Genomic DNA, 26713 nt, shown 5'->3' on the forward strand with positions numbered 1-26713 from the left:
CACCACGATCACGCGCTCGGCGCGGGCGGGACATCTTCGGGGATGCCGAACCGGTGGGCGCCGCTTCGCACGCAGCGAGAAGGTCCCGTGCCATGTCGTTGCTAGCGTCCTGGACCATGAAGACTGCGCTGCGGACATGTCCCCTGTGCGAGACGGCCTGCGGGCTGCGGCTGACCCTGGACGACGCCGGTTCCGTGCTGCGCGTGGAGGGAGACCAGGACGACCCGTTCAGCAAGGGCTTCCTGTGCCCGAAGGGCGCGGCGCTGGGCAAGCTGGACGAGGATCCGGACCGGCTGGCGCGTCCGCTGGTCCGGGACCGGATCGACGGGCAGCTGCGGCCGGCGAGCTGGGACGAGGCGTTCGCCGAGGTGCACCGCGGGCTCACCGAGACGATGGCGGCGCACGGCCGCGACGCCGTGGCGCTGTACTTCGGCAACCCGACGTTCCACACCATGGCCGGGTTCCTCTACCGGCAGCCGCTGACGCAGGTCCTGGGCAGCCGCAACGTCTATTCGGCCAGCACCGTCGACCAGATGCCCAAGCACGTCGCCAGCGGCCTGATGTTCGGCGACGCGTTCGCGGTGGCCGTGCCGGACCTGGACCGCACCGACTACATGCTGATCCTCGGGGCCAACCCGGTGGAGTCCAACGGCTCGCTGTGCGTGGCGCCGAACTTCAAGGGCCGGCTGCGGGCGCTGCAGGAGCGCGGCGGCAAGGTCGTGGTCGTGGACCCGCGGCGCACGCGGACCGCCGAACTCGCCGACGAGCACCTGTTCATCCGGCCCGGGACGGATCCGTACCTGTTGTTCGGCATCGTGCACACGCTGCTGGCCGAGGGCCTGACCGCGCTGGACGTGGAGGTCACCGGGCTGGACGAACTCAGGGCTCTGGCTCGCGACTTCACGCCGGGGGCAGTGGAGCGGGCTTGCGGCGTGCCGGCCGCGACGACGGTACGGCTGGCTCGGGAGCTCGCGGCGGCACCGTCGGCGGCGGTGTACGCCCGGATCGGCACCTGCACCGCCGAGTTCGGCTCGACGGCGCAGTGGCTGGTCGATGTCATCAATGCCCTGACGGGGAACCTGGACCGGCCCGGCGGCGTCTTGTTCGCCAAGACCGCGGCCCTGGAGATCTTCCGCAACGGACAGCCCTTCACCACCGGCGCCTGGCACAGCCGGGTGCGCGGCCTGCCGGAAGTCCTCGGGGAGTTCCCGGTCGCGACCATGGCCGACGAGATCGAGACGCCGGGCGAGGGGCAGATCAGGGCTCTGATCACGGTCGGGGGCAACCCGGCGCTGTCCGCACCGGGCGCGCCGCGCTTGGCCCGGGCACTGTCGGAACTGGACTTCATGGTCTGTGTCGACCCGTATCTGAACGAGACCACGCGGCACGCGAACGTGATCCTGCCGCCGCCGCGGATTCTGCAGAGCCCGCACTTCGACTTCCTCGTGCAGATCATCATGGTGCGCAACTACGCGCGCTTCTCTTCGCCGGTGCTGCCGCTGCGCGACGATCAGCGTTCGGAGGCCACGATCCTGGCCAAGCTGCTGCTGGTGCTGGCCGGTCAGGGTCCTGACGCCGATCCCGCCAGCGCCGAGGAGATGCTGCTCGGGCAGTTGCTCGCGGCGGTGCCGGAGATGCGCACAAGCTTGGACGGCGACGACGGGACCGAGCAGATTCTGGACGCGTTGCTGAAGCTGGGGTCCTACGGCCTCTCGCTGGAGGCAATGCGGGAGGCGCCGCACGGTCTGGACCTCGGTCCACTCCAGCCGCGGCTGCCGGAGATCCTGTGCACCGCTTCGGGCAAGGTCGATCTGGCGCCGCCGACGCTGGCCGCCGACGTGCCGCGCCTGCTGGAGCGGCTGCGGGATCCGGTGCCGGAGATGGTGTTGATCGGACGCCGGCACCTGCGGTCGAACAACAGCTGGATGCACAACGTGCCGTCGCTGATCGGCGGCAGCAATCGGTGCACGCTGCACGTCCATCCGCGGGACGTGGCGCGTCTCGGGCTCGGGGGCCTGGCGCGGGTGCGGTCGGCGGCCGGGGAGGTCGAGGTGGTGGTGGAGGCCACGGAGACGATCATGCCGGGGGTGGTGAGCCTGCCGCACGGTTGGGGGCACGAGGACAGCGGGCAGGCGGTGGCGCGGAAGAACGCCGGGGTCAATGCCAATGCACTGACGGATGAGGCAGTGGTGGATCCGATTTCGGGGAACGCGGTGTTCAACGGGGTGCCGGTGACGGTGCTGCCCGGCTGAGGTCCGCAGACCAGACGGCAGACCCGAGACAGCAGACCCCAGACACCAGACAGCTGGCGGGCGGGCAAGCGGGGCCGGGACGCCTGGCGACGGTCCGGCCCCAGCTCCGTGGGAATCAGTCCTGGTCGGCTCCGGCCGGGACGACGTTGACGTTCAGGTGGAAGACGTTGGCGGGGTCGTACTCCTGCTTCAGCGCCGCCAGCTTGCGGTACACCCGGCGGGGGTACACCGCGTCGATGTCCGACTGGAGGACGTTGCTCAGGAAGCCGCTGTACGCGCCGGACGCCGACGGGGCCACCGCGGACCAGAACGCCTCGTAGGCGGGCATCAGCGGCTCGTTGTCCTCCGGGGAGCCGAGCAGCACGCCCATGATCAGGGCCTGGGTGGAGCGGTGCGCGAACGCGGTCGCGTCCTCGGGCACCAGGCTCAGGGCGCCGCCGATGCTGCGGATCTCGACGTACAGGTTCTGGAGGTTGGCCTGTTCGGCGAGCATCGCCGTGGCCAGGTCCGGGGTCAGGTCCGGGGTGAGACGGTTGCGGACGTACGGCTGCCAGCCCGGGGGCAACTCGTTGGCGTCGGCCAGGACGCCGCCGTAGGGCATCAGGCGGACCTGGTCGTCCACGACGGTGCCGAGCTTGCGGATCGGATCGATGGCCAGCGCGGCGGCCGCGTCGTCGTCGCCGGCGTAGCAGACCATGACGGCCAGCGGCGGGGCCTGCTGGCCGAAGGTCGGCCAGCACATCGCGGTGGCCGTGAGCTCCTCGGGAGCGGAGTCCATGTAGGACACCCAGCCGCGCAGGACGGCCTCCGTCTCCTCGGGGGCGAAGGAGATCGCGCCGAAGAAGACCTGGGCGACCGGCTGCGCGATGACGGTGAAGGAGGTCACCACGCCGAAGTTGCCGCCGCCGCCGCGGATCGCCCAGAACAGGTCCGGGTTCTCATCCGCGCTCGCCGTCAGGATGCGGCCGTCGGCGGTGACGACGGTCGCGGCGACCAGGCTGTCCAGGGCCAGGCCGTACTTGCGGGCCATCCAGCCCACGCCGCCGCCGACCAGCAGGCCGCCGACGCCGACGCTGGTGGTGTCGCCGGAGGTGAACGCCAGGCCGTACGGCGCCAACTGCGCGGCGACGTTGGTCCACAACGCGCCGGCGCCGAGGCGCACCCGGCGCTCGGCCTCGTCGAGCACTTCGACGCCGTCCAGCAGCGACAGGTCCAGGACCAGGCCGCCGACGTTGGTGCTGAAGCCGGCGTTGCTGTGGCCGCCGCTGCGGGTGGAGATCTCCAGACCGTGCTCGACCGCGAAGCCGATGCCCCGGGCCACGTCCTCGTCGCTGTTCGCCCGCACGATCACGGCCGGGTGCCCGGTGTAGGCGAAAATATTAGCCCGGGCCTCGTAGCCGTCGTCGCCCGGCACGAGAACCTCACCGGTGACTTCGGCCCGCAGGGACTCGATGGCCCCGGGCTCCACGGCGCTGTCCATGGTGTACTCCTTCTTCTCCCGTTGAGCAGCACACGGCGGCGCTGTTCGCTTTCTACCCGGTGGTCGGAGCCGAGGCGCGGATCCGGACATGGCTGGGACGTGCCCGGGGGAACTGGTGTGCGCACGAGCGGAGATGCCGGGGTGCCGCCCTGTGGTGCCGTGCTGTGGTGCTGCGTGGTTGTGCTGCGTGGTTGTGCTGCGTGGTTGTGCTGCGCGGCGCGGGCCGCGTGCTGCCCGCCACGCAGCACGCGTCGCCGGCGGCGGACGACCGCCGCCGGCCCGGCCCCACCGGCGCCTCAGCCCTCCTCGGGCATCTCCAGGAACGGCCGGACCTCGACGGCGGACCAGTGCGCGTCCGGAATCATCGCGGCGAGCTCGACGGCCCGCTCCTGGCTGGCGACATCGACGATGTAATAGCCGCCGAAGTAGTCCTCACCCTCGAACAGCGAGCCCTCGGAGGTCACCGTCTTGCCATCGCGCACCCGCACCACGGTGCTCTTGGCGGGCTCGGCGAGGCCGTCCATCGAGACGAGCTCGCCGGACTCCGAGATGATCCCGATCAGCTTCTCGTGAGCGGGGCCCACAGTGGCCTGCTGCTCTTCGGTCAGAGACTCGGCGATCTTGGGGTTGATGATGATCTGCAGCATGTACTTCACGGCTTCGCTCCTTACGGTGGGGCGTCCGGCGTGGACGCTCTCGCCTGTAGGTCGGAGCCGGGACCGGGAACCGGACATCGGGCGGGGAGAGGTTCGTCGGGATGCCCGCGGGGCCGGCCCGGGGCGGCCGCCGCGCTGCACACGACCCGCGAAAGTGGTGACCGCCTGCTCCCCACCAGAGACTTCTGCACTTCTCGCAGGCGGTCATAAGCCAATCCGTTCAGCCTGAAAGCAGGCGCCTCACCTCCTTGAGCCGACCAGCCGTCGGTATCCGCGGCGGGGTCGCCGCGAACCCGGTGGAGCTCCGCGTCCCGTCGCGGGAGCTCAGATCTCGATGCTCTCGGCCACCACGCGCATCTGGTGGCGGGCCAGGGCGAGGTTGCCGCGGGTGCGGTCCAGGGCCAGGTAGAGGAACAGGCCGGTGCCGCTGCGGGAGGTCAGGGGTCTGATGATGTGGTACTGGCGGCCGAGGGTTATCAGGATGTCCTCGATGGTGTCGTTCATCTTGAGCATCTCCATCGTGCGCATCTTCGCGCGGACGACCTCGGTGTTGCCGGCGGCGGCGACGGTCAGGTCGAGCTCCTTGGAGACGCTGATCTCGCCGAGGGACATGCCGCTGCCGTAGTCGACCAGTGCGGCGCCGATCGCGCCCTCGGTGCGCATGGCTTCTTTCAACGCGACGTCGATGGTCATCGACATGGAGTACTCCTTCGCTGGGGTATGACCCGCCCCGCGGGCGGGGGGCCTGCGGGCGGGGACCGGGGCGGCCGGCTCTTCGGTCCTTCTCCGTGCTGGCACGCTTCACCACCTTCATCCCGGGTCGCGGGATGCGATCCGGGCGGACTCGACGTCCACGCCGCGGTGGGACGCCTTCACGGGCCACGACCCTGGCACCGCCGGGACGCGCGAGCGGCGTGTGCCTTCCGGAGTCCGCTAGGAGTCCGGTCGCGGTTCGGCGGTCTCGCGGCGGCGGCCGGCGGCGTGCGGCGCGGGTGCCTGCGAGGACGCGCCGTGCGGCGGCGGCGCGGGCCGGCGATCGCCTTCAGCAATCGCACAAACACACTGCGGGATCATCGTGGACTGCGATAGGGGTATGCGCTGTGACTCGTCGGCTGCGTTGGGTGACTGGCGGGTGGGGCTGGAGGCATCGATATCGGTGGTGGGGACGGCGATGGGGACAACGCTCGCGTTCTGCGGGGCTGTGGCCGGCTGGGGCGTCATGGTGCTGATAGCACGACGGCGCGTGGCGACGCTGCGGCTGCGCTGCGCCGAAGCCGAGGCCGAGAACGCTCGGTGGCGGCAGGCGCACAGCGGCCGGCTGCGCGAGCCCGGCGGCGGCAGCGGCAGCGCAAGCCGGGTCGAGCAGACGCAAACGCAGACGCAGACGAGAGACCAGGAACGAGACCGCGACCAAGCCCGTGAGCCAGCCGCCACCAGCCCCGACTTCACCGAGCGCGCCTTCGTGAACATCGGCCGCCGGGTCCAGGCGATCGTCCACCGCCAGCTCGGCGACCTCGGCGAGATGGAGGAACGCCACGGCAACGACCCGGCCGTCTTCGCCGACCTGATGCGCCTGGACCACGGCACCGCCCTGATCGGCCGGTTCGCCGACAGCCTCGTGGTCCTGGCCGGCGAGCGCCCGGGACGCCAGTGGAGCGAGCCGGTCCCGGTCTTCAGCATCCTGCGCGGCGCGATGTCCCGGATCGTCGACTACCGCCGGGTCGAGCTCGCGGCGGCCCCGGAGGTCGAGCTGGCCGGCACGGCGGTGGAGGCGGTCGTGCACGCCCTGGCCGAACTCCTCGACAACGCGACCCGCTATTCGCCCCCTGATTCCCGGGTCATCCTCACCGCCCGCCGCAGCGCCACCGGGGTCGTGATCGAGGTCGTCGACGCCGGGGTGGGCCTGGCGCCGCAGGCCGCCGAGCACGTCGCACGCGTCCTGGCGGACCCCGGCTCCCCGGGGCTGGACCTGGCCGACGTCGGCGGCTCCCCGAGGCTCGGCCTGGCGGTGATCGGCCGCCTCGCGCGTACCGTCGGCTTCCAGGCCACGGTGCGGCCCTCGGCGGCGGGCGGGGTCAAGGCCCAGCTGCTGGTGCCGAAGGAACTCGTGCTGGAGCACACCGGGAAGCCGGCCGGCGGACCGGTTCCCCCCGATCCGCGCTCCCCCGACGCACCGAGCCCGCGCGCCAACGGCACGTACGACGGCCGGCCCGGCGGGCTCCCGCAACGACGCCGCCGTCCGCCGACGATGACGCCGATGACCTCGACGACCTCCACGACCTCCACGACCTCCACGACCTCGATGACGGCACCGCGTGAGTCCCGCAACGGAACCCCCGCACCCGGACAGTGGCTGGACGCCTTCCACGGCGACGGGCACGACCCCGAATCAGAACACGAAGACCACGGCAGCGACCCCCGAACCGACGACGGACAGCGAGGTGCGGCGTCGTGACCCGACCCGGCGTGCAGATGGACTGGCTCCTCAAAGGCCTCGTCGAGGACGTCCCGGGAGCCCGCCACGCGCTGGTGCTCACCGCGGACGGCCTGCGCCTGGCGCACTACGCCGTCGACGAAGCCGTCGCCGACCGCCTCGCCGCGATCTGCGCCGGCCTGCAGAGCCTGTCGGGCGCGGTGGCCGAGCTGTTCCCCGGCGCGGACCAGCGCACTCGGATGATCGTGATCGAGGTCGGCGGCGGTTTCTTCTACGTGATGGCCGCCAGCGAGGGCGCGTTCCTGGCCGTGGTGGCCGACGACGGCGTGGACGCCGGGCTGATGGGACGGCAGATGCGCGATCTCGTGGTCCGCATCGGCGAGCATCTGGCGAGTCCGGCGCGTCGGGGAGGGCCGGTGACGCCGTGAGCACCGGATCGACGCCGCCCCGGACGTCCTGGCCGCAGTCCGGGCCGTTCCGGCCGCCCCCCAGGCCCGCGCTGCCTCGGCACGCCGCGAGCGATGCGGCCCAGGCCGACGCCGCGGAGTCGCCGGCGCCCGGGCCGGAGCCCTCAGCGGCCACTCCCCACCGGCGCGCGCGCCTGGAGCGCGTCTACGTCATCACCAACGGCCGCTCCGCCCCGGGCTCCGACCTCGACCTGGTCACCCTGATCGTGGCCACCGACGCCGCGCCGCCGGGGCTGCCGCCGGAACAGGCCACGATCATGCGCCTGTGCCGCCGTCCGCTGTCCGTCGCCGAGCTCTCGGCCCACCTGCGCCTGCCCTTCAGCGCCACCGCCGTGCTCGTCGGCGACCTCCTCGCGGCCGGGCTGGCCGTCCAGCGGCGGCCGGTCCGGCCCGCCGCCATCGACCACGAACTGCTGGAGCAGGTGATCAATGGCCTCCGGCGCCTCTAACCGCGCCCCCGCTGCTGACGCGGCCGACATATCCGATGCCGCCGACGTCTCTGCCGCCGCCGGCGTCGCCGATGCCTCTGATGATGTCTCTGACGTCTCCGATGTCTCTGACGTCTCCGGGGAGCCGGGTCTGGAGCCAGGCCTCCCCACGACCACCACGGTCGCCCTGAAGATCGCGGTGGTCGGACCGCTCGGCGTCGGCAAGACCACCTTCGTCACCTCGGTGAGCGACATCGCCCCGCTGACCACCGAGGAGCCCATGTCAGGGCCCGCACCGGCAGGAGCCCCGCCGACGAAGACCACCACGACCGTCGCCATGGACTTCGGCCGCATCAGCCTCGACGACCGCGTGGTCCTCTACCTGTTCGGCACCCCCGGCCAGGAACGCTTCTGGTTCCTGTGGGACGGCCTGGTCGAGGGCGCGCTCGGCGCGATCGTGCTGGTCGACGTCCGCCGCCTGGAGGAGAGCTTCGACGTCCTGGAACGTCTGGAGGACCGCAGCGTCCCGTTCATCGTCGCGGCGAACTGCTTCCCCGACGCGCCGCTCTACCCGGTCGAGGACCTGCGCGCGGCGATGGACCTGCCGGCCTCCGTCCCGGTCGTGCTTTGCGACGCCCGGGAACGGAGCTCGTGCCGCGACGTCCTGCTCGATCTGAGCACCTATCTCCTGGCCCTGACTCACCCGGCGCCAGGCGTCACCCCGAACACGATCCGGTAGTCGCAATCGCCCTTGCAGGACATGGTCGCCGAGTCGTCGAAGGCGTAGGAGTACGCGTACGGCTCAGCATCCTTATAAACGAGCTTCGCGTAGTCGACGGGCCACTTGGCCGGGTCGCAGTTCGCGCGTCCCGACCACGCGCCGCGGCAGCAGTACGCGTCGCCGCCGAACGCCGTGCAAGGGGTCGTGCACGCCACGACCTGACCGCCGGCCCTCACCTGCATCGGGCCCGGGCAGACGATCGGCTTGGTGCAGGCGCCCTGGTAGCAGCCGGTGGACGAGACCGGGTCCGCACCGACGCGGTGGCTGGTGTTGATGTACATCGGGAGGTTCGAGCCGTCGACGAGGCTGACGTCGTAGAAGTCCAGGCCGTCGAACGAGTCGAGGGTCAGCTCGGCGAGGGTGGCCGGCGGGGAGTCGCCGCTCAGGCAGTGGCCGCTGCCGTTCGCCGAGCAACCGGTACGTCCCCACACGCGGCCGCCCCAGCCCTGCGGCACCGCGAACGTGACGCTCTGGCCCGGGTCGAGACGCCAGCTGGTCTGCGGAATCGGGTGCTGGGCGTTGGGGTTCGTGGTCGCCCAGATGGTCTGGCTGACGGCGTTCACGATGGTGATCAGGTGCCCGCCGGCGGGGCGGGTCACCGAGGCCGGGTTGGACGCCGACTGCGTCGTGGTGCCGGCCGAAGTCGTGGCCGACGAGCCCGACGACGACGATCCCGACGTGGCGCTCGTGCTCCGGCTCGTGCTTGTGTGCGCCGAGGAGCTGGCCGACGCCGCGGACGACGACGATGCCGAAGACGAACCGGGCGCGCTCTGAGTCTGCGTCGGAAGCGTCGATCCAGTAGTGCTCTGCTGCGTCGTGGACATGGACTGCCCGGCCTGAACACTGCCGCTCCGGCTGGACCCGACGCCGGCGAGCCAGAGCACGAGGCCCAGGGCCGCCACGGCCGCCAGGCCGCCGGCGACGATCGGTTGGTACTTGCGACGTCCGCCGCGGTGGCCGGTCATGGGCTCACTCCCCAGGTTATGCGATAGCTGCACTCCCCCGTGCATGTCAGGACACTGGTGGCGTCGTCGTCCACGTAGGAGTACGCGAACGGCTCGGCCTTCTTGAACACCGCCGCCGAATCGACGGGCCACTTGGCCGGGTCGCACGCGGCCCGGCTCGACCACTGGCCCAGACAGCACATCTGGTCGCCGCCGAGGGCCAGGCACGAGCTCTTGCACGCGGTGACCGCCCCGCCGCGCACCACCTGGAGCACCGACGGGCACGACGCGCTGGCGTCCCGCGTGCAGCCGGCCTTGGTACAGCCGTCCGGGCTCATCGGGTCCGGCGCGCGGCCGCCGGACTGGTTGACGTACATCGGCAGGTTGTTGCCCTCGACGAGGCTGACGTCGTAGAAGTCCATGCCCTGCCAGGCGTTCAGATTGAACTCGGCGAGCGTGGACGGGAACTCGCCCCATGTGCTGCCGCACTGGAACTTGCCCTGGCAGTCCCCTGACAGGCAGTGCCCGGTCCCGCCGGCGCTGAAGACGCAACCGGCACGAGCCCAGACGCGGACGTCCCAGTGGTCGGGGATGCTGATGGTGACGCTGGCGCCGGGCGCCAGCACCCAGCCGGTGGCGGCGACGGGGTGCTTGGGGTCGGCGGCCACCGCGGGCCAGATGGTCTGGTTGAGCTTGTTGACCATGGTCAGGGTTCGAGGACCTGGCGCGGCTGTCGTCGCGGGGGCGCTGGACGTGGAGGCGGCCGACGTGTGAGGCGCCGGGGTGGTGCTCCGCGACGTGGTGGCGGTGGTCGGCGAGGCCCCGGACGCGCCTGCGGAAGACGAGGCAGGAGCGGATGGTGCCGACGTCGGCGTCTGCGTCGGCTGCGCAACTGTCGAGCCGGCCGAGGTAGAGGTCCCGTCAGCCGCCGTGGATGCCGCGAACGGCGACGAAGGCGATGAGCTCGAACAGCCGGCAACCGCCATGACACAGAACATTGCGACGGTCAGCGACAGCAACCACCGAGACTGCTTCTCAGGATCCTTCATAAGCCACCCCCATCGGTGTCGGGCCGCCGTTCTGGAACAGCGCGGTACCCGTCTGGGCCCCGGACGCCGCCAGGCCGAACCACGCGTAGCGCTCGACGTACGGCAGCGCATCGAGCATCGCCGCGGAATCGGTCACGAATGCCGCCTGCTGATCGGGGGCCGGGTATTGGGAGCCGCCGCCGGAGAAGGAGATGAGCGCGTACTCCGTGACCCAGATCGGCAGGTGGTAGCGGTCGTGAATGGATTGGAGGTAGGTCCGTAGCTGGTCGGTCGCGGGGCCGGGCCGGAAGTCCGAGCCGTACCAGTGCACGGTGATGAAGTCGACGCGGTAGCCGCGTGCCGCCGCCCCGGCCATGAAGCGGTCGAGCCAGCCCCCGGGCGTGGCGGCGTCATAGGCGACCGCTGGACTGCCCAGCCGCAGGCCGGTCGCCTGGAGCTTGGGCCACAGGTCCAGGGCCTGCTCGACGGTCATGTTCGACTGCCCGGACATGTCCGGCTCGTTGAAGCCGAGCAGGACGGAGCCCTGCGACTTGGCGGTGGCCAAGGTCGCGGAGTCGGTGTTCTTGGCTCCCCAGATCATCGGTACGAACTCCGGTCCCGCGCTCCCTATGTGATCCATGCGGCTCGGCGACCAGTCGTAGTACCAGGACGCCTTGGAGGCGCTCAACGCCGCGTCGAAGCCGGGAGCGCTCCAGGCCGCGACGCCCTTCTTCGGGCCGGTGACCGCCGGACGCGAGGGCGGAGGCGCGGACGCGGCCTTGGTGGGAGTCTGGGTCGTAGCCGGGGAGGTCGAGGGCTTCGGAGACGGCTTCGGCGACGAGGTCGAGGCCGGGATCGCCGACGGACTCACGGCCACGGCGCTCGGGGAGGTCGTCGTGGTGCCGGCCGCGACCGGTGTCGGCTTCGGCACGGTCCCGGACGTCTGCGCACCGGCCCAGACGGCGGTCGCGGCCACCCCGACGCTGCTCACCGCGACGACCGTGGCGATCACCGCCGGCGCCTTCGCGGGCAGGAAGCCCAGCAACTTGGTAGAGCTGTGCGCGAACCCCGCCGCACCGCCGGAACCGTGGGCGGCTCCCGTAGCGCCGGATGCACCCGCCGCGCCGGATCCCGTAGCACCCCCGACTCCGGCCGCCAGCACCGTCCGGAACACCGCCGCGGCCAACCCCGCCGGCACGACGGCCAACGGCAGCCCGGCCAGCAGCTTCTCAACCGGAACCAGGTCGCGCGACCGAGCGTCGCACACCTCGCAGTCCCGCGTGTGCCCGACGAACCGCTTCCGCCACAACGCGTTCCGATGGCCGTCCCACCGGCTCGTCAGATCCGAGAGGCCATGGCAGCGCTCCGGCGCACGCAACGCCCGAACGACGACACGGATCGCCGCCAACTGCTGCTTCAAGCGCTGAATCCGCACCGCAGCCTGGTTCTGCGGCACACCGAGCGCAGCGGCCAAGTCAGCCCGGTCCAGCCGCCCGTGCTCAGCCAGCCACCACAGCCCCAGCAGCTCCCGGCTCCCGTCATCAAGCCACCCGGCCGCCTCAGCAACCTCCCGCCGCTGCCCAGTGAGGTCCAGCTGCAGAACGGTTAGATCGGCGAAGTCCGCAGCCGGATCGGCAACCGCCACCGCCTCCTCCAACGGAAGAGTGCGGGCCTGCACCGCACTACGCGCACGCTGCTGATCGTGCACCTGCCGAACCGCCACCGCGACCAACCAGGACCGAAACGCCCCAGGATCACGCACGTCCCGCAGCCCACGCACCGCGCGCATCATGGTCTCCTGGACAGCATCGTCGACATCGGCATGCGCCCGCAGCGCAAACCCGATGATGTTGTAGACCAGCGGCAGCGCCTCAGCAACAAGGTCGCGCAGCGCCTCCTGATCCCCGCGCTGCGCCGCCAGCACAGTGGCGACATCAAATCCGCCCCGCGGTGCTCTCATGCCGAACCGTCCTCTGGGGTCGACGGTGGTGGTTGTGCGATGACCATATAGAGGAGACGGCACGCGCCCGGGGCGCATAACACGAATCTTTGGACGGTTCTGACTCGCACTTGGCCTAGCGACGCGAGTCGCACTGACGGCGAGCGGCAGTGGCGGCGCAGTCGGACTGATGCGACCGACCTCGGCCAGCCACGTGGTTCGCCGTGTCCGACCGGACCACGCGGGGTGTTGGTTCTGGGTCCCTCGCCGCGTCGGCGGGCTCTGCCAACCTGCCCGGGCCGGTGGTGTCCAGCCGGACGAAGCAGCACCACAGCAGCAGCGATGCGGCTGGACACCACCGGACCGGGCTGGTTCCGTCTACGGCGACGACGCGGCGAGGGGCACAGAACCTCGGCGACCACAAGCAACACCGCCAGCCGACAACGCAACGCAGGCAACAGCGGATAGAAAGCCGAGCAGTCGCGGGCCGCCGCCATCAAGCAGGTCGCGCGGGTCGCCCCCTCGCTGTAGAGCGCCCGCCGGAGGCCTCAAGGTGCCCACCACGCACGACGATTGCCGCCTACGACATGCGCAGTGACTCGGACCGGCGCGTGGTCTTGCACGCGCAAACCGCCAGCCGCCAGCCGCCAGCCGCCAGCCGCCAACGCGACGCCGCAGAGACCTGAACCGTCGCGCGGTCGTGTGTGGCAGCATTTTGTTAGGACATTATCGCCCCTTATCGATAGATATAGCACGCGCCACCGACACCAACGCCACTGCCGGCGGCCGCCAGCGCAACCCGCGACGCACAACCGAACTGCGTCCCCCTGCGAGGCCATCAACCCCTGCGCGAAGCCGTAAAAATCGCCTGCAAAACCACAGACCGACCGCACACACAAACCAGCCGCGTCACCAGCCTCAACTCAGCCCCAACTCACCCCTAACCCCCACCTCAACCCCGCCCCGGCGCATAAACCTGAATCCGCCCACCCTCAACCCGCACCGCCAACCGCGGCAGCGCCGGCAGCGGCGAACCCCCCGCCGGTCGAACCAGCGGCGCCCCGGCCAGTGTGAACGTAGCCCCATGGCAGGGGCAGGCCAGCTGCTCGTGCGGCGTGTCCAGCCGCAGCCGGCAGCCCTGGTGCGTGCAGAACCCCGACACGGCCTGCACCCGTCCCGACACCCGCCGGACAAAACCCGAAACCGCGCCGAGGTCGAACGACAGCACCGCCCCTTCGGCCAGGTCCGCGTCGTCGGCGACAGTCTGCCAAGTACCGACCGTAGGCGTCAGGTCCGGCTCCGCCGAAACCGGCGCCGCCGGCCCCACCGCCGCCTGGTCGGCGACAACCCCCGCGACCACCCCGGTCGCCGTGAGCGCCGTCGCCGTCAGAAACCGCCGCCGCCCCCGCCCCCGGTGCGCCGCCGGGAGTGCCGCCGCCGTCTGGGGCGCGTCCTGGCGGTCGGCGATGCGGCGGCGGAGGTCCTCGACGAACGCCTCGCGCGGGCGTTGTGCGTCGGGGGCGGCGGCGGCCAGGTCGATGGCGGCGCGGGCGACGGCGATGTCGTCCTCGGTCGGGGCGAAGGGTGCGGGGCGGCGACGGCGCAGCAGGCTGTCCACGTAGCGGTCGATCGGGCGCTTCATGACGCTTCCCCTTCCTTGTCGAGCCCCGCCGCGCGGCGGAGGGCGCGGTGTTGCAGGACTTTGGCGTTGGCCACCGTCACGCCGAGTTCGGCGGCGGCGGCCTTGATCGAGTACCCGCGCAGGAAGCGCAGGGTCAAGATGGCGCGGTGCCGCTCCGGCAGCCCCGACAGGATCACCCCGATCCGCTCGGCGGTCCGGCCGGCCCGCTCGTCCTCGCCCGGCCCGCCGAAGTCTTCCAGGCCGGCCTCGTCGACGTCGATCACGGTGACCTGGTGGCCCAGCGTCGAGCGCCAGTGCGTGGCCAGGACGGTGCGCGCCGTGGTGAGCAGGTAGGCGCGGACCTCGCCGACGCTGGCCGTGGCCCGGAGCGGACCGAAGGCGGTCAGGAACACCTGGGAGGTCAGGTCCTCGGCGTCGTGGCGGTTTCCGACTTTGGCGTACATGAGCCGATAGATCCGCTCGACGTTGTCGGCGTAGATCGCCTCCCAGCCGGGGTACGCGGCGGTGGGCAGGACCCGGGGCTGCGCGGACGGCGCGGGCTGCGCCGACGGCCCAGGCTGCCCGAGCTGCCCCGTTTGCCCGAGCTGCCCCGCCTGCCCGACCTGCCCCGCCTGCTCAGGCTGCGCGGCGGTCATGCCACGCTCCAAAGCCCTGACGAGCTGCGCCAGGCGCCTCCTGCTCACACCTCATCGTAGAGCGCCATCCGTGATCGACCTCGCAAAGCGTCCGTCGGTGCCGGTAGGTCCGGTCTCACGAAGAGATAGGCGACCGGGTTACACCGGGGCGCTGTAACCCGCCCCGCTATTGGTCATGGGGGACGCCGGCCGCTGTCCGCCCGCATCGGACACCGGCCGGTCCCGCATCGTGCAAACCAAATCAGGAGTCGAAATCACATGAAACCGAAAGTCGGCCGAAGCCCCGGCGACCCCGGCCGTTCGCGAGCCGCAGCCCTGGCCGGCCTGGCCGTGGCCACACTCGCCGTGACAGCCGCGTGCAGCAGCGCCGCGTCCCACCCGGCCGCGGCCGGCGCCTCCACGGCGATCGCGCCGGGCAGCGGGCAGTCGCTGCCCGGCGCGCCCGGCGCCACCGCGACCGGACCGGTCACCGGCACCGGCACCGGCACCGACGCCACGTCGATGCCGGGCATGACCATGACCATGGGCTCAGTCGGCTCCACCACCGCGCCGGCCGCGCCGGTGGCCGGCAACGCCGTGGCGATCATGAACTTCGCGTTCGCGCCGGCCGCGCTGACCGTGAAGGTCGGCACCACAGTGACCTGGACGAACAAGGACAGCGACGCGCACACGGTCACCAGCCAGGGGTCCGGCGGGCCGTTGGGGTCGGCGGCCCTGGCCACCGGACAGAGCTACTCGTTCACGTTCACCAAGCCCGGGACCTACTCGTACCTGTGCACGATCCACCCGTTCATGACCGCGACTGTGACGGTGACGCCATGACCGAAGAGCAGGCCGCGACCGAAGAGCAGCCCGTGAACGACGAGCACGGCATGACCCGACGCCAGCTGATCCGCCACGCCGGATGGTTCGGATCCGCCGTCGTGCTCACCGTCGCCGGCGGCGAGGTGATCAGCCACGTCGCGCACGACAAGGACAGCGCCGCGGCGGCGACGACGGCCGCCGATGCCAATGCCCTGCGATTCGTGCAGATCTCCGACAGCCACATCGGCTTCAAGGGACCGGCGAACACCGACGTCACCGCCTCGTTCACCGAGGCGATCGACCAAGTCAACACCCTGGGATTCCGCCCGGACTTCGTCATGCACACCGGCGACCTGACCCATCTGTCGACGGCGGCGCAGTTCGACCAGGTCCGGCAGATGCTGACCGGCGTACGCACAGAGCGGGTGTTCACCGTGCCGGGCGAACACGACTCCGTCGGCGACTCCGGCCGCGCCTACCGCCAGACGTTCGGCGCGGGGACGACCGGCGACGGCTGGTACTCGTTCGACACCCACGGCGTGCACTTCATCGCGCTGGTCAATACCCTGAGTCTGGAGAAGCTCGGGCATCTGGGCAACGACCAGATCGACTTCGTGCGCCGGGACGTAGCGGGTCTGAGCTCTGATACACCGATCGTGGTATTCAGCCACATCCCGCTGTTCGCCATGTATCCGGCGTGGGGATGGAGCACGGACGACGCATTGCAGGTATTGGCGCTGCTGAAAAGGTTCGGCTCCGTCACCTGCCTCAACGGGCACGTGCACCAGCTGTTCAGCAAGACCGAAGGCAACGTCACCTTCCACTCCGCGACCACGACCGCCTATCCACTTCCCGCTCCAGGCAAGGCTCCGGCCCCGACACCGCAGGTGCTACCGGCCGGGCATCTCAAGGAGGCGTTGGGAATCCGCACCGTGACGTACAAGACCGGCGACTCGGCGTTGGCCATCACCGACACGAGGCTGGCATGAAGTCCCGGACGGTACTCGACATCGGACTGCGAGTCGCGAGCGCCGCCACCTTGTCGATCAGCGGCTATATCCACGCTCAGCTGTACGTCACCGGGTACCGGTTCATCCACGTCGTGGGAGTGCTGTTCCTACTACAGGCCAGCGCATCCTTCGCGGTGGCGGCACTGGTTCTGATCGGCGGACCCGTGCTGCTGCGGCTGGCAGCAGCGGGAGCCGCAGCCGGAGCGCTCGGCGGGTTCGCGGCGTCGCGAACGGTCGGCGTGTTCGGCTTCACCGAGCGAGGTTGGCAGCCGTCGCCGCAGTCGCTGATCAGCGTTCTGGTCGAGGTCGCGACGTTGCTGCTGCTGGTTCCGACGTATGTGGCGGCGGTGAATTGGGCCCGCGTAAAGGCGGCACGGCTGCGAGCCTGATCGTCCAGCCGTACCAGTAGCCTGAGTCGTATATCAGTAGCCTGAGTCATAGTCGTCATCAGCGTCCGGCCAGGTCCCCGGACGCCGGGCGCCGAGCCGTTTGGCGCGCAGCATCAGCAGGTCGGCGGTGCGGAACGCGGCGGGCAGACCGCCGGGCCCGTCAAGCGGCGCGAAGCCGACGGTGAAGCTGACGGGGGTGCCGGGCGCCAGGTCGTTCCAGTCGTGGGCCTCGACGGCGGCGCGCAGGCGGTCGCCGACCGCGCGGGCGTCGTCGGCCGTGGCGCCCGGCAGGATGATGACGAACTCGTCGCCGCCGTAGCGGGCCAGGAAGCTGCCGCTGCGCAGCGTGCGGGACAGGATCGCCGCGACCTGTTCCAGGACCTGGTCGCCGACCAGGTGGCCGTGGATGGTGTTGACCTCCTTGAAGTGGTCCAGGTCGCCGACGCCGAGCATGGCGCTGCGGCCGGATCGGGTGAGTTCTTCGACGTGCCGCTCCAGGTGGCGGCGGTTGGGCAGGCCGGTGAGGGAGTCGGTGTGGGCCTCGTCGGTATAGCGGCTGACGTTGCGGCGCAGTTCGTCGAAGTCCAGGCGGGCGGTGATGCCGTCGACGAAGAGGTCGTAGATCGGGTCGGCGGCCTGCGCGATGCTCAGGGTGGCTTCGCCGGCGGCTTTGTAGGCCGAGGCGTAGTCGCCCTGGACGGCGTAGGCCATGGCTTTGAGGCGTGGCACTTCGGCGGCGCCGAGGCGGGTGTGGGTGGTAGCGGCGTCCTTGAGCAACTGGAGCGCGAGCGCCGGGCGGTATTCGGCGATGGCGAGGGCGGCGTGGCCGAGGCGGCGGATTTCGGCGTTCTCCACGATCGGCTCGGCGGTGCTGTCCAGCAGCGCGTGGACGTCGATGTCGACGCGTCCGCCGAGGGAGGCGTACCGCGCCGCCGCGTAGCCGAGGTAGCCGCGCTCCATCTCGATGAGGTCGTCGAGTCCCAGGTGCACGACGAGCTCGCGGAGCAGGGCTTTGGCGGCCACGGATTCGCCGCGCTGGTCGAGCCACACCGCGTGCCGGACTTTGATCTCGGGGTGCGAGGCGAGCTTGCGGTCCATGGCGGTGCCCAGGCGGCTGATGCGCTCGGCGTGGCCCTGCGCGGCGACGGCGTGGCGGTGGAAGCCGACGTAGGAGTAGGTGACGGCCATCGCGATCCAGGGCCGCAACGCGCGGACGTCGGTGGCGGTGACCTCCAGCGCGCGGGCTCCGCGGACGAGGTTGGTGACGCAGCGCTCCAGCGAGCCCTCGCGGTACGCGAAGAACGCGGCGAGAGCGTGGAACTCACCGAGGTCGGCGGGCACCGCGCCGTTGGTCTGCACGGTCTGCCACGCGGCGTCGATCACCACGGGGCACTCCCGCAGCCGGTCGGTGTTGAGCAGCGCCGACAGCTTGGCGAGCAGGACGCCCAGGATCTCCTCCGGATCGGTGAGCTCAGCGAGCAGCCGGTCCGCGAGGTCGATCGCCTCGGAGTGCCGACCCTCCCAGTTCAGGCGAGACACCGCGAGCCGAGGCCCGGACCAGACCGACGAACCACCCTCCTCGCTGTTCACCTCTGCAACTCCAGCATGGTCACCGCAAGGTCGGCTTTGTTCCATCGTGGGCCCGGGTGGGGGCGGGCGCCACGGCGGGGGGCCGGTCGGGGGGCTCGGGGGCCGGCAGGTGCTGCGGGCTCCTGTCCGTCAGGTTCGTAGCTGAGGTCCCGGGTGGCCCCGAAGGGGCGGGGAGCCGGCGCACAACGGCCCCCGCCCCGAAGAACTTTCCGGGTCTCACCGGCCGGTTCGAACGCCGGGGCCCCTCCTGCGCCCCTGGTTGTGACCATGACCGATTCCTTTCCGACGCGCGCCGAGTCTGCCTGGTTGGCGGCAGTTCGCCGTTCGCGGATGAGAGGATCGACGATGACGGAACCGAGCGTGAGCCGGGGTGTGGATTTGAGTTCAGCCTTCGACAGCACAATGGGCGTCCTGCGGAAGGTCGAGCCGCATGACTTGGCGAAGCCGACGCCGTGTGCGTCATGGGATGTGCGGGCGCTCATCAATCACATCATCAGTGCGGCGCGCTGGTGGGCGGCCATGGTGTCCGGCGACCCGGGGCTTGAGGCCGCGGAGGGTGCGGACTACGTCGGGGGTGACGGGGCCGGTGACTTCGTGGCCGCTTATGAGGAGAGCATCCGTGTCACGCTCGGTGCGTTCGGGGCCGAGGGCGCTGCGGAGCGGATGGTGACGGTGCCGTTCGGCGTGTTCCCCGGCGCGGCGCTGGCGCAGTTCGCGGCCAACGACCAGTTCACCCACGGCTGGGATCTCGCGCGCGCCCTCGGGCAGGACACCGACCTCGCGCCGGAGCTGGCGGTGGCGCTGCTCGGGCTGGCCAAGGTGTCCATCACCGACGCGCTGCGCGGTCCGGACACCGAGGCGTCGTTCGGGCCGGAGCGGGTGGCTCCGGATGGTGCGTGCGCTGCGGACCGGCTCGCCGCGTACCTCGGGCGAGAGGTGTAGGGACGCGCCTATGGCCGACGCTGCGGACGCCGACTACGGCGACGATGCCAACGATGCCGACCACGGCGACGAATTCGCCAGGGAGACAGAGCCCTACCGGCGGGAGCTGTTCGCCCACTGCTACCGCATGCTCGGCTCGGCGCTCGACGCGGAAGACCTCGTGCAGGAGACGTATCTGCGGGCTTGGCGTCACTATGGCGGGTTCGAGGGCCGTTCGTCGGTGCGTACCTGGCTCTACCAGATCGCCACCAACGGCTGCCTGACGGCGTTGGCCAAGCGGCGCGACGTCGATCGGCGGGTCCTGCCGTCCGGCCTGGGCCCGCCGGAGCAGTACACGCAGGCCGCGCAGCTCGAACCGGACCTGCGGGAGCAGTGGCTCCAGCCGGTCCCGGACGCGCTGGTCACCACCGACGCCGAGGACCCGGCGTCGGTGGTCGCCGCGCGCGAGGGGGTGCGGCTGGCGCTGGTCGCGAGCCTGCAGCACCTGCCGGCGCGGCAGCGGGCGGTGTTGGTACTGCGGGACGTGCTGGCGTTTCCGGCGGCGGAGGTCGCGGCCATGCTGGAGATCTCGACGGCGTCGGTGAAGAGCGCGCTCCAGCGCGCCCGGGCGACGCTGCAGGAGCACGCGCCGGCCGCCGACGAGATCGCCGAGCCCACCGCGCCGCAGGCCAAGGCGGTGCTCAACAAGTACATCAAGGCCTTCGAGAACTCCGACGCGGACGCGCTGACCCGGCTGCTGCTCCACGACGCCGCGATCGAGGCGCCGCCGATCCGCGCCTGGTTCAAGGGCCTGGAGAACTGCATCCCGGTGCTGCGGGACCGCGTCATGGGCACGCCGGGTCTGTGGCGCATGTTCCCCGTCGCAGGCGGCGCCAACGGCAGTCCGGCGATCGCCGGGTATCTGCGCGATGCGGAGGGGCGGTATCAGCCGTACGGGGTCGTCGTGCTCGACGTCGTCGGCGATCGTATCGGGCGGATCGTTTCGTTCGGGGATCCGCGGCTGCTTCCGGTATTCGGTTTCGAGAACACCGCGCTTCAGGAGGCGGGGTCGGCTACCAGCCCTCGATGACCATGCCTTCGAGCGGATGGTCCCAGTCGTACCGCGTCTCCCATTCCGGGACCTCCGGCCTGGAGCCGGGAGCAGCTCGCGGTCCATCGGGTATGCGCCAGTCACGAGGGCGAGCAAGAAGGCTGCGAATCTACCTTCGAAGGTGTCCCACTTCGCCAGCTGCCGGTACCAGATCGCGACTGTCCGGCCGTCAGGGTCCTCGCCCCGGGTCAGCCAGAACAGTTGGTCGGCGTTCCAGGTGTTCCTGTGTGGCCGGTGGGTGAGCCCGGAGAGCCCCACGCCGACGGCGAGTGGACGGCAAGTTCGTGCCGGAACTGACCGCCGCCGAAGTGATCGACGAAATCGCGGAAGTCGGCGGGAAAATCGATGTCGGCCTCGGAACGCGAGAGGTGCCACGGCACCGGTGTGACCGGTCTTTGAGGCGGTCCGAGAAGGGCCGCCAGCTTCGCCACCGTTTCGTGCACGTGTCTCTCCTACGGTCGCCGCGGTCGAAAACCATCGGCGTCCACTCTGCCCGGCGGCGCCCACAGAACCCTTACACGTGCGCGCCCGCGCACCCGAAAAAAAGGGGCGGGAACCGGCGCACGACGGTCCCCGCCCGAGCGCCCGGGGCCGGCTGCGATCGGCCCCGGGGCGCTTCCCGCGTCAGTCGTCGCCCAGGGGGCGGCGGGCGCGGGCGATCGTGTCGCGCAGCCAGAGGGCGCTGCGCTTGGGGGTGCGGGCCTGGGTCTCGTAGTCGGTGCGGACGATGCCGAAGCGCTTGTCGTAGCCGTAGGCCCACTCGAAGTTGTCCATCAGGGACCAGGCGAAGTAGCCGCGGATGTCGGCGCCGCGGCGGCGGGCCTGGACCACGGCTTCCAGGTGGTCCTCGATGTACTTGGTGCGGTCCTCGTCGTCGACGAAGCCGTCGGCGTCCGGGACGTCGTCGTAGGCCGCGCCGTTCTCCGTGATCACCAGCGGGATGCCGGAGTACTCGTGGCCGATGCGGACCAGGAGGTTCGCGAAGTCGTCCGGCATGACCTCCCAGTCGATGTAGGTCTTGGGCAGGCCGCCGAGATCGATGGTGCGGGTCACCGGGCGGCCGGCGGCGTCGGTGGTCGCGCCGTCGGCGGCGAAGCCGGTGGTCTTCATCGAGCGGTAGTAGTTGACGCCGAGGGTGTCCAGGGGCGCGCTGATGATCTCCAGGTCGCCGTCCTCGACCGGGATGGCCACCCCGACCGCGTCCAGGTCCTCCAGCAGGTCCGCCGGGTAGGCGCCCTTGAAGATCGGGTCCATGTACATGCGGAAGTGCAGGGCGTCGCCGCGCCGGGTGGCCTCGACGTCCACCGGCAAGTCGGAGGCCGGGATCGCGTTGCCCAGGATGTGCGTGATCGCCAGGTCGATCGGGCGGTCCGCGGCCTCGGCCGCGGCGCGCAGCCGCTGGGTCGCCAGGCCGTGACCGAGCAGCAGGTGGTGGATCGCGGAGATGCCGTCGGCGAACTCGCGGCGGCCCGGGGCGTGCACGCCCTCGACGTAGCCCAGCCAGGCCGAGCACCAGGCCTCGTTCAGCGTCGTCCAGTGCTCGACGCGGTCGCCGAGGCGCTCGTAAACGATTTCGGCGTAGTCGGCGAACCGGTAGGCGGTGTCGCGGTGCGGCCAGCCGCCGGCGTCCTCCAGCTCCTGCGGCAGGTCCCAGTGGTACAGCGTGAGCCAGGGCGTGATCCCAGCGCTCAGCAGCTCGTCGACCAGCCGGTCGTAGAACGCCAGCCCGGCGGGGTTCGCCGGCCCGCGCCCGCCCGGCTGCACGCGCGGCCAGGCCACCGAGAACCGGTAGGTGTCGACGCCGAGCGACTTGATCAGCCCCACGTCCTCCGGCATCCGGTGGTAGTGGTCGCAGGCGACGTCGCCGTCCTCGCCGTTGTCGATCGCGCCGGGGACGCGGCAGAACGTGTCCCAGATCGACGGGGTCCGGCCGTCCTCATCCACCGCCCCCTCGATCTGGTACGCCGAGGTCGCGACGCCCCACCGGAAGTCGCGGGGAAGGTCGAAAGACATGGTTCTCCTCAGTACTAAATATGCTGATACAGCTCACACAGAAGGGTGCAAGTAGCAGGCCACGGACCGCGCTCGGTCCGAGGCCGGCCGGACCAGCGGCGGCGGCGAGACGCCGCAGGGGTCGAAGGCCTTCGGGCAGCGCGGCTGGAACGCACAACCGACCGGCATGTCGCGCAGGTCCGGCGGGGATCCGGGGATGCCGGTCAGCTCCCGCCGGGGGCCGCGCAACGCGGGGAACGAATGGAGAAGCCCGTCGCTGTAGGGATGCAGGGACTTGTCGTAGAGCTCCGCGGCCGGCGCCTCCTCGACGATCCGGCCGCCGTACATGATCGCGATCCGGTCGCTGAACTCCACCAGCAGCGACAGGTCGTGGGTGATGAAGATGACGGAGAAGCCCAGCTGCTCCTTCAGCTTCGCCAGCTGCCGCATGATCTGCCGCTGCATCACCACGTCCAGCGCGGTGGTCGGCTCGTCCATGATCACCACACGCGGTTCCAGGACCAGCGCCATCGCGATCATCACGCGCTGCCGCATGCCGCCGGAGAGCTGGTGCGGATAGCTCTCCAGCCGGTCCCGGGCGATGCCGACCAGGGACAGCATCTCGGCGGCGCGCGCCAGCCGCTCGGCCTTGGTGGACTTGGGCCGGTGCTCGGCGATCACGTCGGTCAGCTGCGCGGCCACGGTGGCCACCGGGTTCAGCGAGTTCATCGCGCCCTGGAACACGATCGACAGCTCGCTCCAGCGGAACGCCCGCAGTTCGGCGGCCGTCATGCGCAGCAGGTCGACCGGCTCGCCGTCGTCCGGGTGGTAGAGCACGGAGCCGCCGGTCACCACGCCGGGCGGCGGCAGCAGCCGGGTCGCGCCGTAGGCGAGCGTCGACTTGCCCGAGCCGGACTCGCCGGCCAGGCCGAGCACCTCACCGCGGTTCAGCGTCAGGTCCACCTGGTTGACCGCGCGCACCGACTGCTCGCCGGTGCCGTAGTCGATCGACAGTCCTCTGATCTCCAGGACCGGGCTCATCGGCCCCCTCCTTCGTCCGTCCGCGGCGTGAGCACCGGGGTGAATCCGAGCCGCATACGGGCCTTGCGTCCGTCGGGGTAGCGCACCACGGCCTTGCTGCCGCCGCGCAACCGCGGGTTGACGATCTCGTCGATGCCGAAGTTGACCAGCGCCAGCGCGGTGCCCAGCAGCGCGATGCACAGCCCGGCCGGCACGAACCACCACCAGGCGCCGATCGCCAGCGCCTGCTGGCCCTGCGCCCAGAACAGGACCTCGCCCCAGTTCCACTCGGAGATGCCGGACACGCCGACGTAGGCCAGCGCGATCTCGGTCATCACGGCGAACATCACGGTGCCGATGAACGAGGAGGCGATGATCGCCGTGAGGTTGGGCAGGATCTCGACGGCGACGATGCGCCAGGTGGACTCCCCGCCGGCCTTCGCGGCCTGGACGAAGTCGCGGTTGCGCAGCGACAGGGTCTGGGCTCTGAGAAGCCGGGCGCCCCAGGCCCAGGACGTACAGCCGATGACCACGGCGATCGCCCAGTCCCCGGAGTTCGGGATGACGTTGGTGACGATGACGATCAGCGGCAGGGCCGGGATCACGATGAACACGTTCGACAGCGTCGCCACCGCCTCGCCGCCGAAGCCGGTGAGGTAGCCGGAGGTGACGCCGATGATCACGGCGATCACCGTGGCCAGGATCCCGGCGGCGAAGCCGACGAACATCACGCTGCGGGTGCCGACCAGGATCTGGCTGAAGATGTCCTGGCCCAGGTGCGTGGTGCCGAACAGGTGCTTGGCCGACGGGCTCTGCAGGATGTCGTTGCTGCGCGCCGAGGGATCGAAGGGGGCCAGGGAGGCGCCGAAGAACGCCACGAAGGTGAACACGATCAGGATCGCCAGTCCTACTGTGACTTTGGCGCTCGGCATCCGGAAACGGAACTTCACGAGGTCATCCCTCCTTCCGGGTGCGCGGGTCGAGCACCATGTACGCGAGGTCGGCGAGGAAGTTCGCGGCCAGCACCGCGATCGTCACGACCAGGAAGATGCCCTGGATCAACGGGTAGTCGTGCCCTGAGATGGCGTTGATGAGCTGCAGGCCGACCCCGGGCAGCGAGAAGACCTGCTCCACCAGGAACGTGCCGCCGACCACCAGGCCCAGGGCCATGCCGAAGCCGGAGACCGAGGGCAGCAGCGCGTTGCGGGCCGCGTACTTGGTCATCACGCGCGCCCCGGACAGGCCCTTGGCGTGCGCGACGGTGATGTAGTCCTCGGCGGTGACCGTGACCATCATGTTCCGCATCGACAGCAGCCAGCCGCCGACCGAGGTCACGATGATCGTCAGGGCGGGCAGGATCATGTGCTGGAGGATGTCGCCGGCGATGTTCCAGCCCGGGATGTTGCCGACCGTGTAGCCGCCGGACGTCGGCAGGCCGAGCGGCCCGGCGAGCCAGGCCACGGCGATCAGGCCGAGCCAGAAGTACGGGATCGACGACAGGAACGAGGTCGCCGGCAGCAGGCCGTCCACCCAGGTCCCGCGCTTCCATCCGGCGAAGACCCCGAGCAGGGTGCCGATCAGGAACGACAGGATCGTGGTGGTGCCGATCAGCCCGAGCGTCCAGGGCAGCGCCGAGCCCAGCACCGTGGTCACCGGCTCGGGGAAGTTGCCGAAGCTGATGCCCAGGTCGCCGTGCGAGAGCTGGACCAGGTAGTGCCAGTACTGGGACGGCAGGCTCTGGTGCTTGTCCAGGCCGAACAGGATGTTCAGGGACTCGACGGCCTTGCTGTCGACCTCGCCGCGGCGCTGCTCGATCAGGGAGTCGACGGCGTTGCCGGGGATCAGGCGCGGGATGAAGAAGTTGATGGTGATGGCGGCCCAGAGGGTGAAGGCGTAGAAGCCCAGGCGGCGGGCGAAGTACCTCACGGCGCTGCCTCCTCGCGGTCCGGGTCTTCGGTGTCGGCGGCTTCGGCCGCTTCGGGCTCAGCCGTTTCCGGCTCAGCCGCTTCGGTCTCAGCCTTCTCGGGCTCGGCCGTCACGGACTCGACCGTCGTGAGCTCAGTCAGCTCAGTCAGCTCAGTCAGCTCGGTCAGCGCAGCCAGTTCGACATCGACCGCGTCGGCGGACCCGTCGCCCTCGTCACTGAACAGCCAGCACGCGACCCAGTGATCCGGCGCGTCGCCGACCAGCGTCCGCTCCGGCACCTTCGCCTTGCACACCTCCATCGCCTTCGGGCAGCGCGGATGGAACCGGCAGCCGCTCGGCGGGTCGATCAGGCTCGGCGGCTCGCCGGTGTCCTCGTCGTCGTCCGGCATCGCTCCGCCGCGCACGCGTTCGGGATCCGGCGCCGAGTGGACCAGCAGGTGCGTGTACGGGTGCGCCGGCCGCTGGGTCACGGTCTCGGAGTCCCCGCCCTCGACCATCCGCCCCGCGTACATCACCAGCGTCTCGTCGGCGAAGTAACGCGCCGAGGCGATGTCGTGGGTGATGTAGAGGATTGCGAGGTCCAGCCGTTCCTTGAGGTCCCGCAACAGGTTCAGCACGCCGAGCCGGATCGACACGTCCAGCATCGACACCGGCTCGTCGGCGAGCAGCGCCTCGGGGTCGGCGGCCAGCGCCCTGGCGATGGATACGCGCTGGCGTTGCCCCCCGGACAGTTCGTGCGGGTACTTCTCCAGGTACAGCGAGGCCGGCGTCAGCTGGACCCGGCCCAGCAGTTCGGCCAGCGACTCCTCGCCGGTGTACCGGCCGTGGATCTTCAGCGCGCGGGTCAGGTGATGCCGCACGGTGTGCACCGGGTTCAGCGACGCGAACGGGTCCTGGAAGATCAGCTGCACCCGGCGCGCGTACGCCTTGAACTGCCGTCCGCCCTTGACCGCGGTGGAGACGCCGCCGATCCGGATGTCGCCGCCGGTGCGCGGGTAGAGCTGCGCCAGCAGCCGTGCGACCGTCGACTTGCCGGAGCCGGACTCGCCGACCAGCGCGGTGACCCGGCCCCGGCGCAGGCTCAGGGAGACGTCGTCGACCGCGTGCACCACCTTCGGCGTACGGGTCAGGGCCGCACGGCCGCGGGCGCGGACCGGGAAGTGCTTGGTCAGCGCCTCGGCTTCCAGGACCACCTCGGAGGTCATCGAATGGTTCCTTCCACGGGCCGGGCGGCGGCGCCCCTCAACGCCGCCGCCCGGCCCTG

The 26713-nt window shown here is 70.8% G+C and carries 24 protein-coding genes; 10 read left to right on the plus strand and 14 right to left on the minus strand.

The features are described from left to right. Positions 1–116 precede the first annotated feature (116 nt). Positions 117–2252, plus strand: a complete 2136-nt coding sequence (locus tag ABH935_RS17620) for a molybdopterin-dependent oxidoreductase (protein ID WP_370378968.1) — start codon at positions 117–119, stop codon at positions 2250–2252. Between the two features lie 115 nt (positions 2253–2367). Here the strand turns inward: ABH935_RS17620 and ABH935_RS17625 are convergent, their stop codons facing one another. The 3 genes from ABH935_RS17625 to ABH935_RS17635 all read right to left on the minus strand — a co-directional run bounded on the left by ABH935_RS17625 (position 2368) and on the right by ABH935_RS17635 (position 5087). Next, complete coding sequence (locus tag ABH935_RS17625; protein WP_370378969.1) at positions 2368–3732, minus strand: FAD-binding oxidoreductase; 1365 nt, start codon at positions 3730–3732, stop codon at positions 2368–2370. 296 nt (positions 3733–4028) lie between these two features. Beyond that, positions 4029–4379, minus strand: coding sequence for a YciI family protein (locus ABH935_RS17630; RefSeq protein WP_370379012.1), 351 nt, complete (start codon positions 4377–4379; stop codon positions 4029–4031). Positions 4380–4712: 333 nt separating this feature from the next. Then, positions 4713–5087 (minus strand): hypothetical protein, encoded by a 375-nt coding sequence (locus ABH935_RS17635; protein WP_370378970.1) that lies wholly within the window; start codon positions 5085–5087, stop codon positions 4713–4715. Positions 5088–5559: 472 nt separating this feature from the next. Between ABH935_RS17635 and ABH935_RS17640 the strand changes: the two genes are divergently transcribed. Genes ABH935_RS17640 through ABH935_RS17655 form a run of 4 tightly spaced genes read left to right on the plus strand, consistent with a single transcriptional unit; the run spans position 5560 to position 8456 of the window. Next, complete coding sequence (locus ABH935_RS17640; RefSeq protein ID WP_370378971.1) at positions 5560–6843, plus strand: sensor histidine kinase; 1284 nt, start codon at positions 5560–5562, stop codon at positions 6841–6843. A 17-nt stretch (positions 6844–6860) separates the two neighbouring features. Then, positions 6861–7250 (plus strand): roadblock/LC7 domain-containing protein, encoded by a 390-nt coding sequence (locus ABH935_RS17645; protein WP_370379013.1) that lies wholly within the window; start codon positions 6861–6863, stop codon positions 7248–7250. Continuing rightward, entirely contained in the window at positions 7247–7738 is a 492-nt protein-coding gene (locus tag ABH935_RS17650; RefSeq protein WP_370378972.1) for a DUF742 domain-containing protein, read from the plus strand. Before ABH935_RS17645 ends, ABH935_RS17650 begins: the two co-directional genes overlap by 4 nt. After that, positions 7719–8456 carry an ATP/GTP-binding protein gene (locus tag ABH935_RS17655; RefSeq protein ID WP_370378973.1) on the plus strand — a complete coding sequence of 246 codons (738 nt, stop codon included), beginning with the start codon at positions 7719–7721 and terminating at the stop codon, positions 8454–8456. Before ABH935_RS17650 ends, ABH935_RS17655 begins: the two co-directional genes overlap by 20 nt. Here the strand turns inward: ABH935_RS17655 and ABH935_RS17660 are convergent. The 5 genes from ABH935_RS17660 to ABH935_RS17680 form a co-directional block, all read right to left on the minus strand. After that, on the minus strand, positions 8417–9463 hold the full coding sequence (locus ABH935_RS17660) for a thaumatin family protein (protein WP_370378974.1): 1047 nt from the start codon (positions 9461–9463) through the stop codon (positions 8417–8419). The genes ABH935_RS17655 and ABH935_RS17660 overlap by 40 nt on opposite strands. After that, positions 9460–10146 carry a thaumatin family protein gene (locus ABH935_RS17665; protein ID WP_370378975.1) on the minus strand — a complete coding sequence of 229 codons (687 nt, stop codon included), beginning with the start codon at positions 10144–10146 and terminating at the stop codon, positions 9460–9462. Before ABH935_RS17665 ends, ABH935_RS17660 begins: the two co-directional genes overlap by 4 nt. Positions 10147–10477: 331 nt before the next feature. Further along, the gene (locus tag ABH935_RS17670; protein ID WP_370378976.1) at positions 10478–12430 is read right to left on the minus strand and encodes a sigma-70 family RNA polymerase sigma factor; all 1953 of its coding nucleotides are present in this window, start codon (positions 12428–12430) and stop codon (positions 10478–10480) included. A gap of 931 nt (positions 12431–13361) precedes the next feature. After that, positions 13362–14051, minus strand: a complete 690-nt coding sequence (locus tag ABH935_RS17675) for a Rieske (2Fe-2S) protein (protein WP_370378977.1) — start codon at positions 14049–14051, stop codon at positions 13362–13364. Continuing rightward, positions 14048–14734, minus strand: coding sequence for an RNA polymerase sigma factor (locus ABH935_RS17680; RefSeq protein ID WP_370378978.1), 687 nt, complete (start codon positions 14732–14734; stop codon positions 14048–14050). The genes ABH935_RS17675 and ABH935_RS17680 overlap by 4 nt, the downstream gene beginning before the upstream one ends. A 210-nt stretch (positions 14735–14944) precedes the next feature. On the opposite strand from ABH935_RS17680, the gene ABH935_RS17685 reads away from it, so the two are divergent. Genes ABH935_RS17685 through ABH935_RS17695 form a run of 3 tightly spaced genes read left to right on the plus strand, consistent with a single transcriptional unit; the run spans position 14945 to position 16889 of the window. After that, positions 14945–15508, plus strand: coding sequence for a cupredoxin family copper-binding protein (locus ABH935_RS17685; RefSeq protein WP_370378979.1), 564 nt, complete (start codon positions 14945–14947; stop codon positions 15506–15508). Beyond that, the gene (locus ABH935_RS17690; protein ID WP_370378980.1) at positions 15505–16479 is read left to right on the plus strand and encodes a metallophosphoesterase; all 975 of its coding nucleotides are present in this window, start codon (positions 15505–15507) and stop codon (positions 16477–16479) included. The genes ABH935_RS17685 and ABH935_RS17690 overlap by 4 nt, the downstream gene beginning before the upstream one ends. Beyond that, a complete protein-coding gene (locus tag ABH935_RS17695; protein ID WP_370378981.1) occupies positions 16476–16889 on the plus strand; it encodes a hypothetical protein in 414 nt (137 codons plus the stop codon). The genes ABH935_RS17690 and ABH935_RS17695 overlap by 4 nt, the downstream gene beginning before the upstream one ends. 33 nt (positions 16890–16922) lie before the next feature. Here ABH935_RS17695 and ABH935_RS17700 read toward each other — a convergent pair whose 3' ends face one another. After that, positions 16923–18479, minus strand: coding sequence for a GGDEF domain-containing protein (locus tag ABH935_RS17700; protein ID WP_370378982.1), 1557 nt, complete (start codon positions 18477–18479; stop codon positions 16923–16925). Between the two features lie 345 nt (positions 18480–18824). Between ABH935_RS17700 and ABH935_RS17705 the strand changes: the two genes are divergently transcribed. Further along, positions 18825–19421: a TIGR03086 family metal-binding protein gene (locus ABH935_RS17705; protein WP_370378983.1), complete on the plus strand. Its 597-nt coding sequence runs from the start codon at positions 18825–18827 to the stop codon at positions 19419–19421. Positions 19422–19431: 10 nt separating this feature from the next. Further along, entirely contained in the window at positions 19432–20490 is a 1059-nt protein-coding gene (locus ABH935_RS17710; RefSeq protein WP_370378984.1) for a sigma-70 family RNA polymerase sigma factor, read from the plus strand. A 645-nt stretch (positions 20491–21135) separates the two neighbouring features. Here the strand turns inward: ABH935_RS17710 and ABH935_RS17715 are convergent. Genes ABH935_RS17715 through ABH935_RS17735 form a run of 5 tightly spaced genes read right to left on the minus strand, consistent with a single transcriptional unit; the run spans position 21136 to position 26654 of the window. Further along, positions 21136–22524 (minus strand): GH1 family beta-glucosidase, encoded by a 1389-nt coding sequence (locus ABH935_RS17715; protein WP_370378985.1) that lies wholly within the window; start codon positions 22522–22524, stop codon positions 21136–21138. Positions 22525–22557: 33 nt separating this feature from the next. Beyond that, the gene (locus ABH935_RS17720) at positions 22558–23544 is read right to left on the minus strand and encodes an ABC transporter ATP-binding protein (protein ID WP_370378986.1); all 987 of its coding nucleotides are present in this window, start codon (positions 23542–23544) and stop codon (positions 22558–22560) included. Further along, positions 23541–24473 (minus strand): ABC transporter permease, encoded by a 933-nt coding sequence (locus ABH935_RS17725; protein ID WP_370378987.1) that lies wholly within the window; start codon positions 24471–24473, stop codon positions 23541–23543. The genes ABH935_RS17720 and ABH935_RS17725 overlap by 4 nt, the downstream gene beginning before the upstream one ends. A 4-nt stretch (positions 24474–24477) precedes the next feature. Continuing rightward, positions 24478–25449, minus strand: a complete 972-nt coding sequence (locus ABH935_RS17730; protein ID WP_370378988.1) for an ABC transporter permease — start codon at positions 25447–25449, stop codon at positions 24478–24480. Further along, positions 25446–26654: an ABC transporter ATP-binding protein gene (locus ABH935_RS17735; RefSeq protein ID WP_370378989.1), complete on the minus strand. Its 1209-nt coding sequence runs from the start codon at positions 26652–26654 to the stop codon at positions 25446–25448. Before ABH935_RS17735 ends, ABH935_RS17730 begins: the two co-directional genes overlap by 4 nt. Between the last annotated feature and the right edge of the window lie 59 nt (positions 26655–26713).

Source organism: Catenulispora sp. GAS73, assembly GCF_041262085.1.
Classification (GTDB): domain Bacteria; phylum Actinomycetota; class Actinomycetes; order Streptomycetales; family Catenulisporaceae; genus Catenulispora.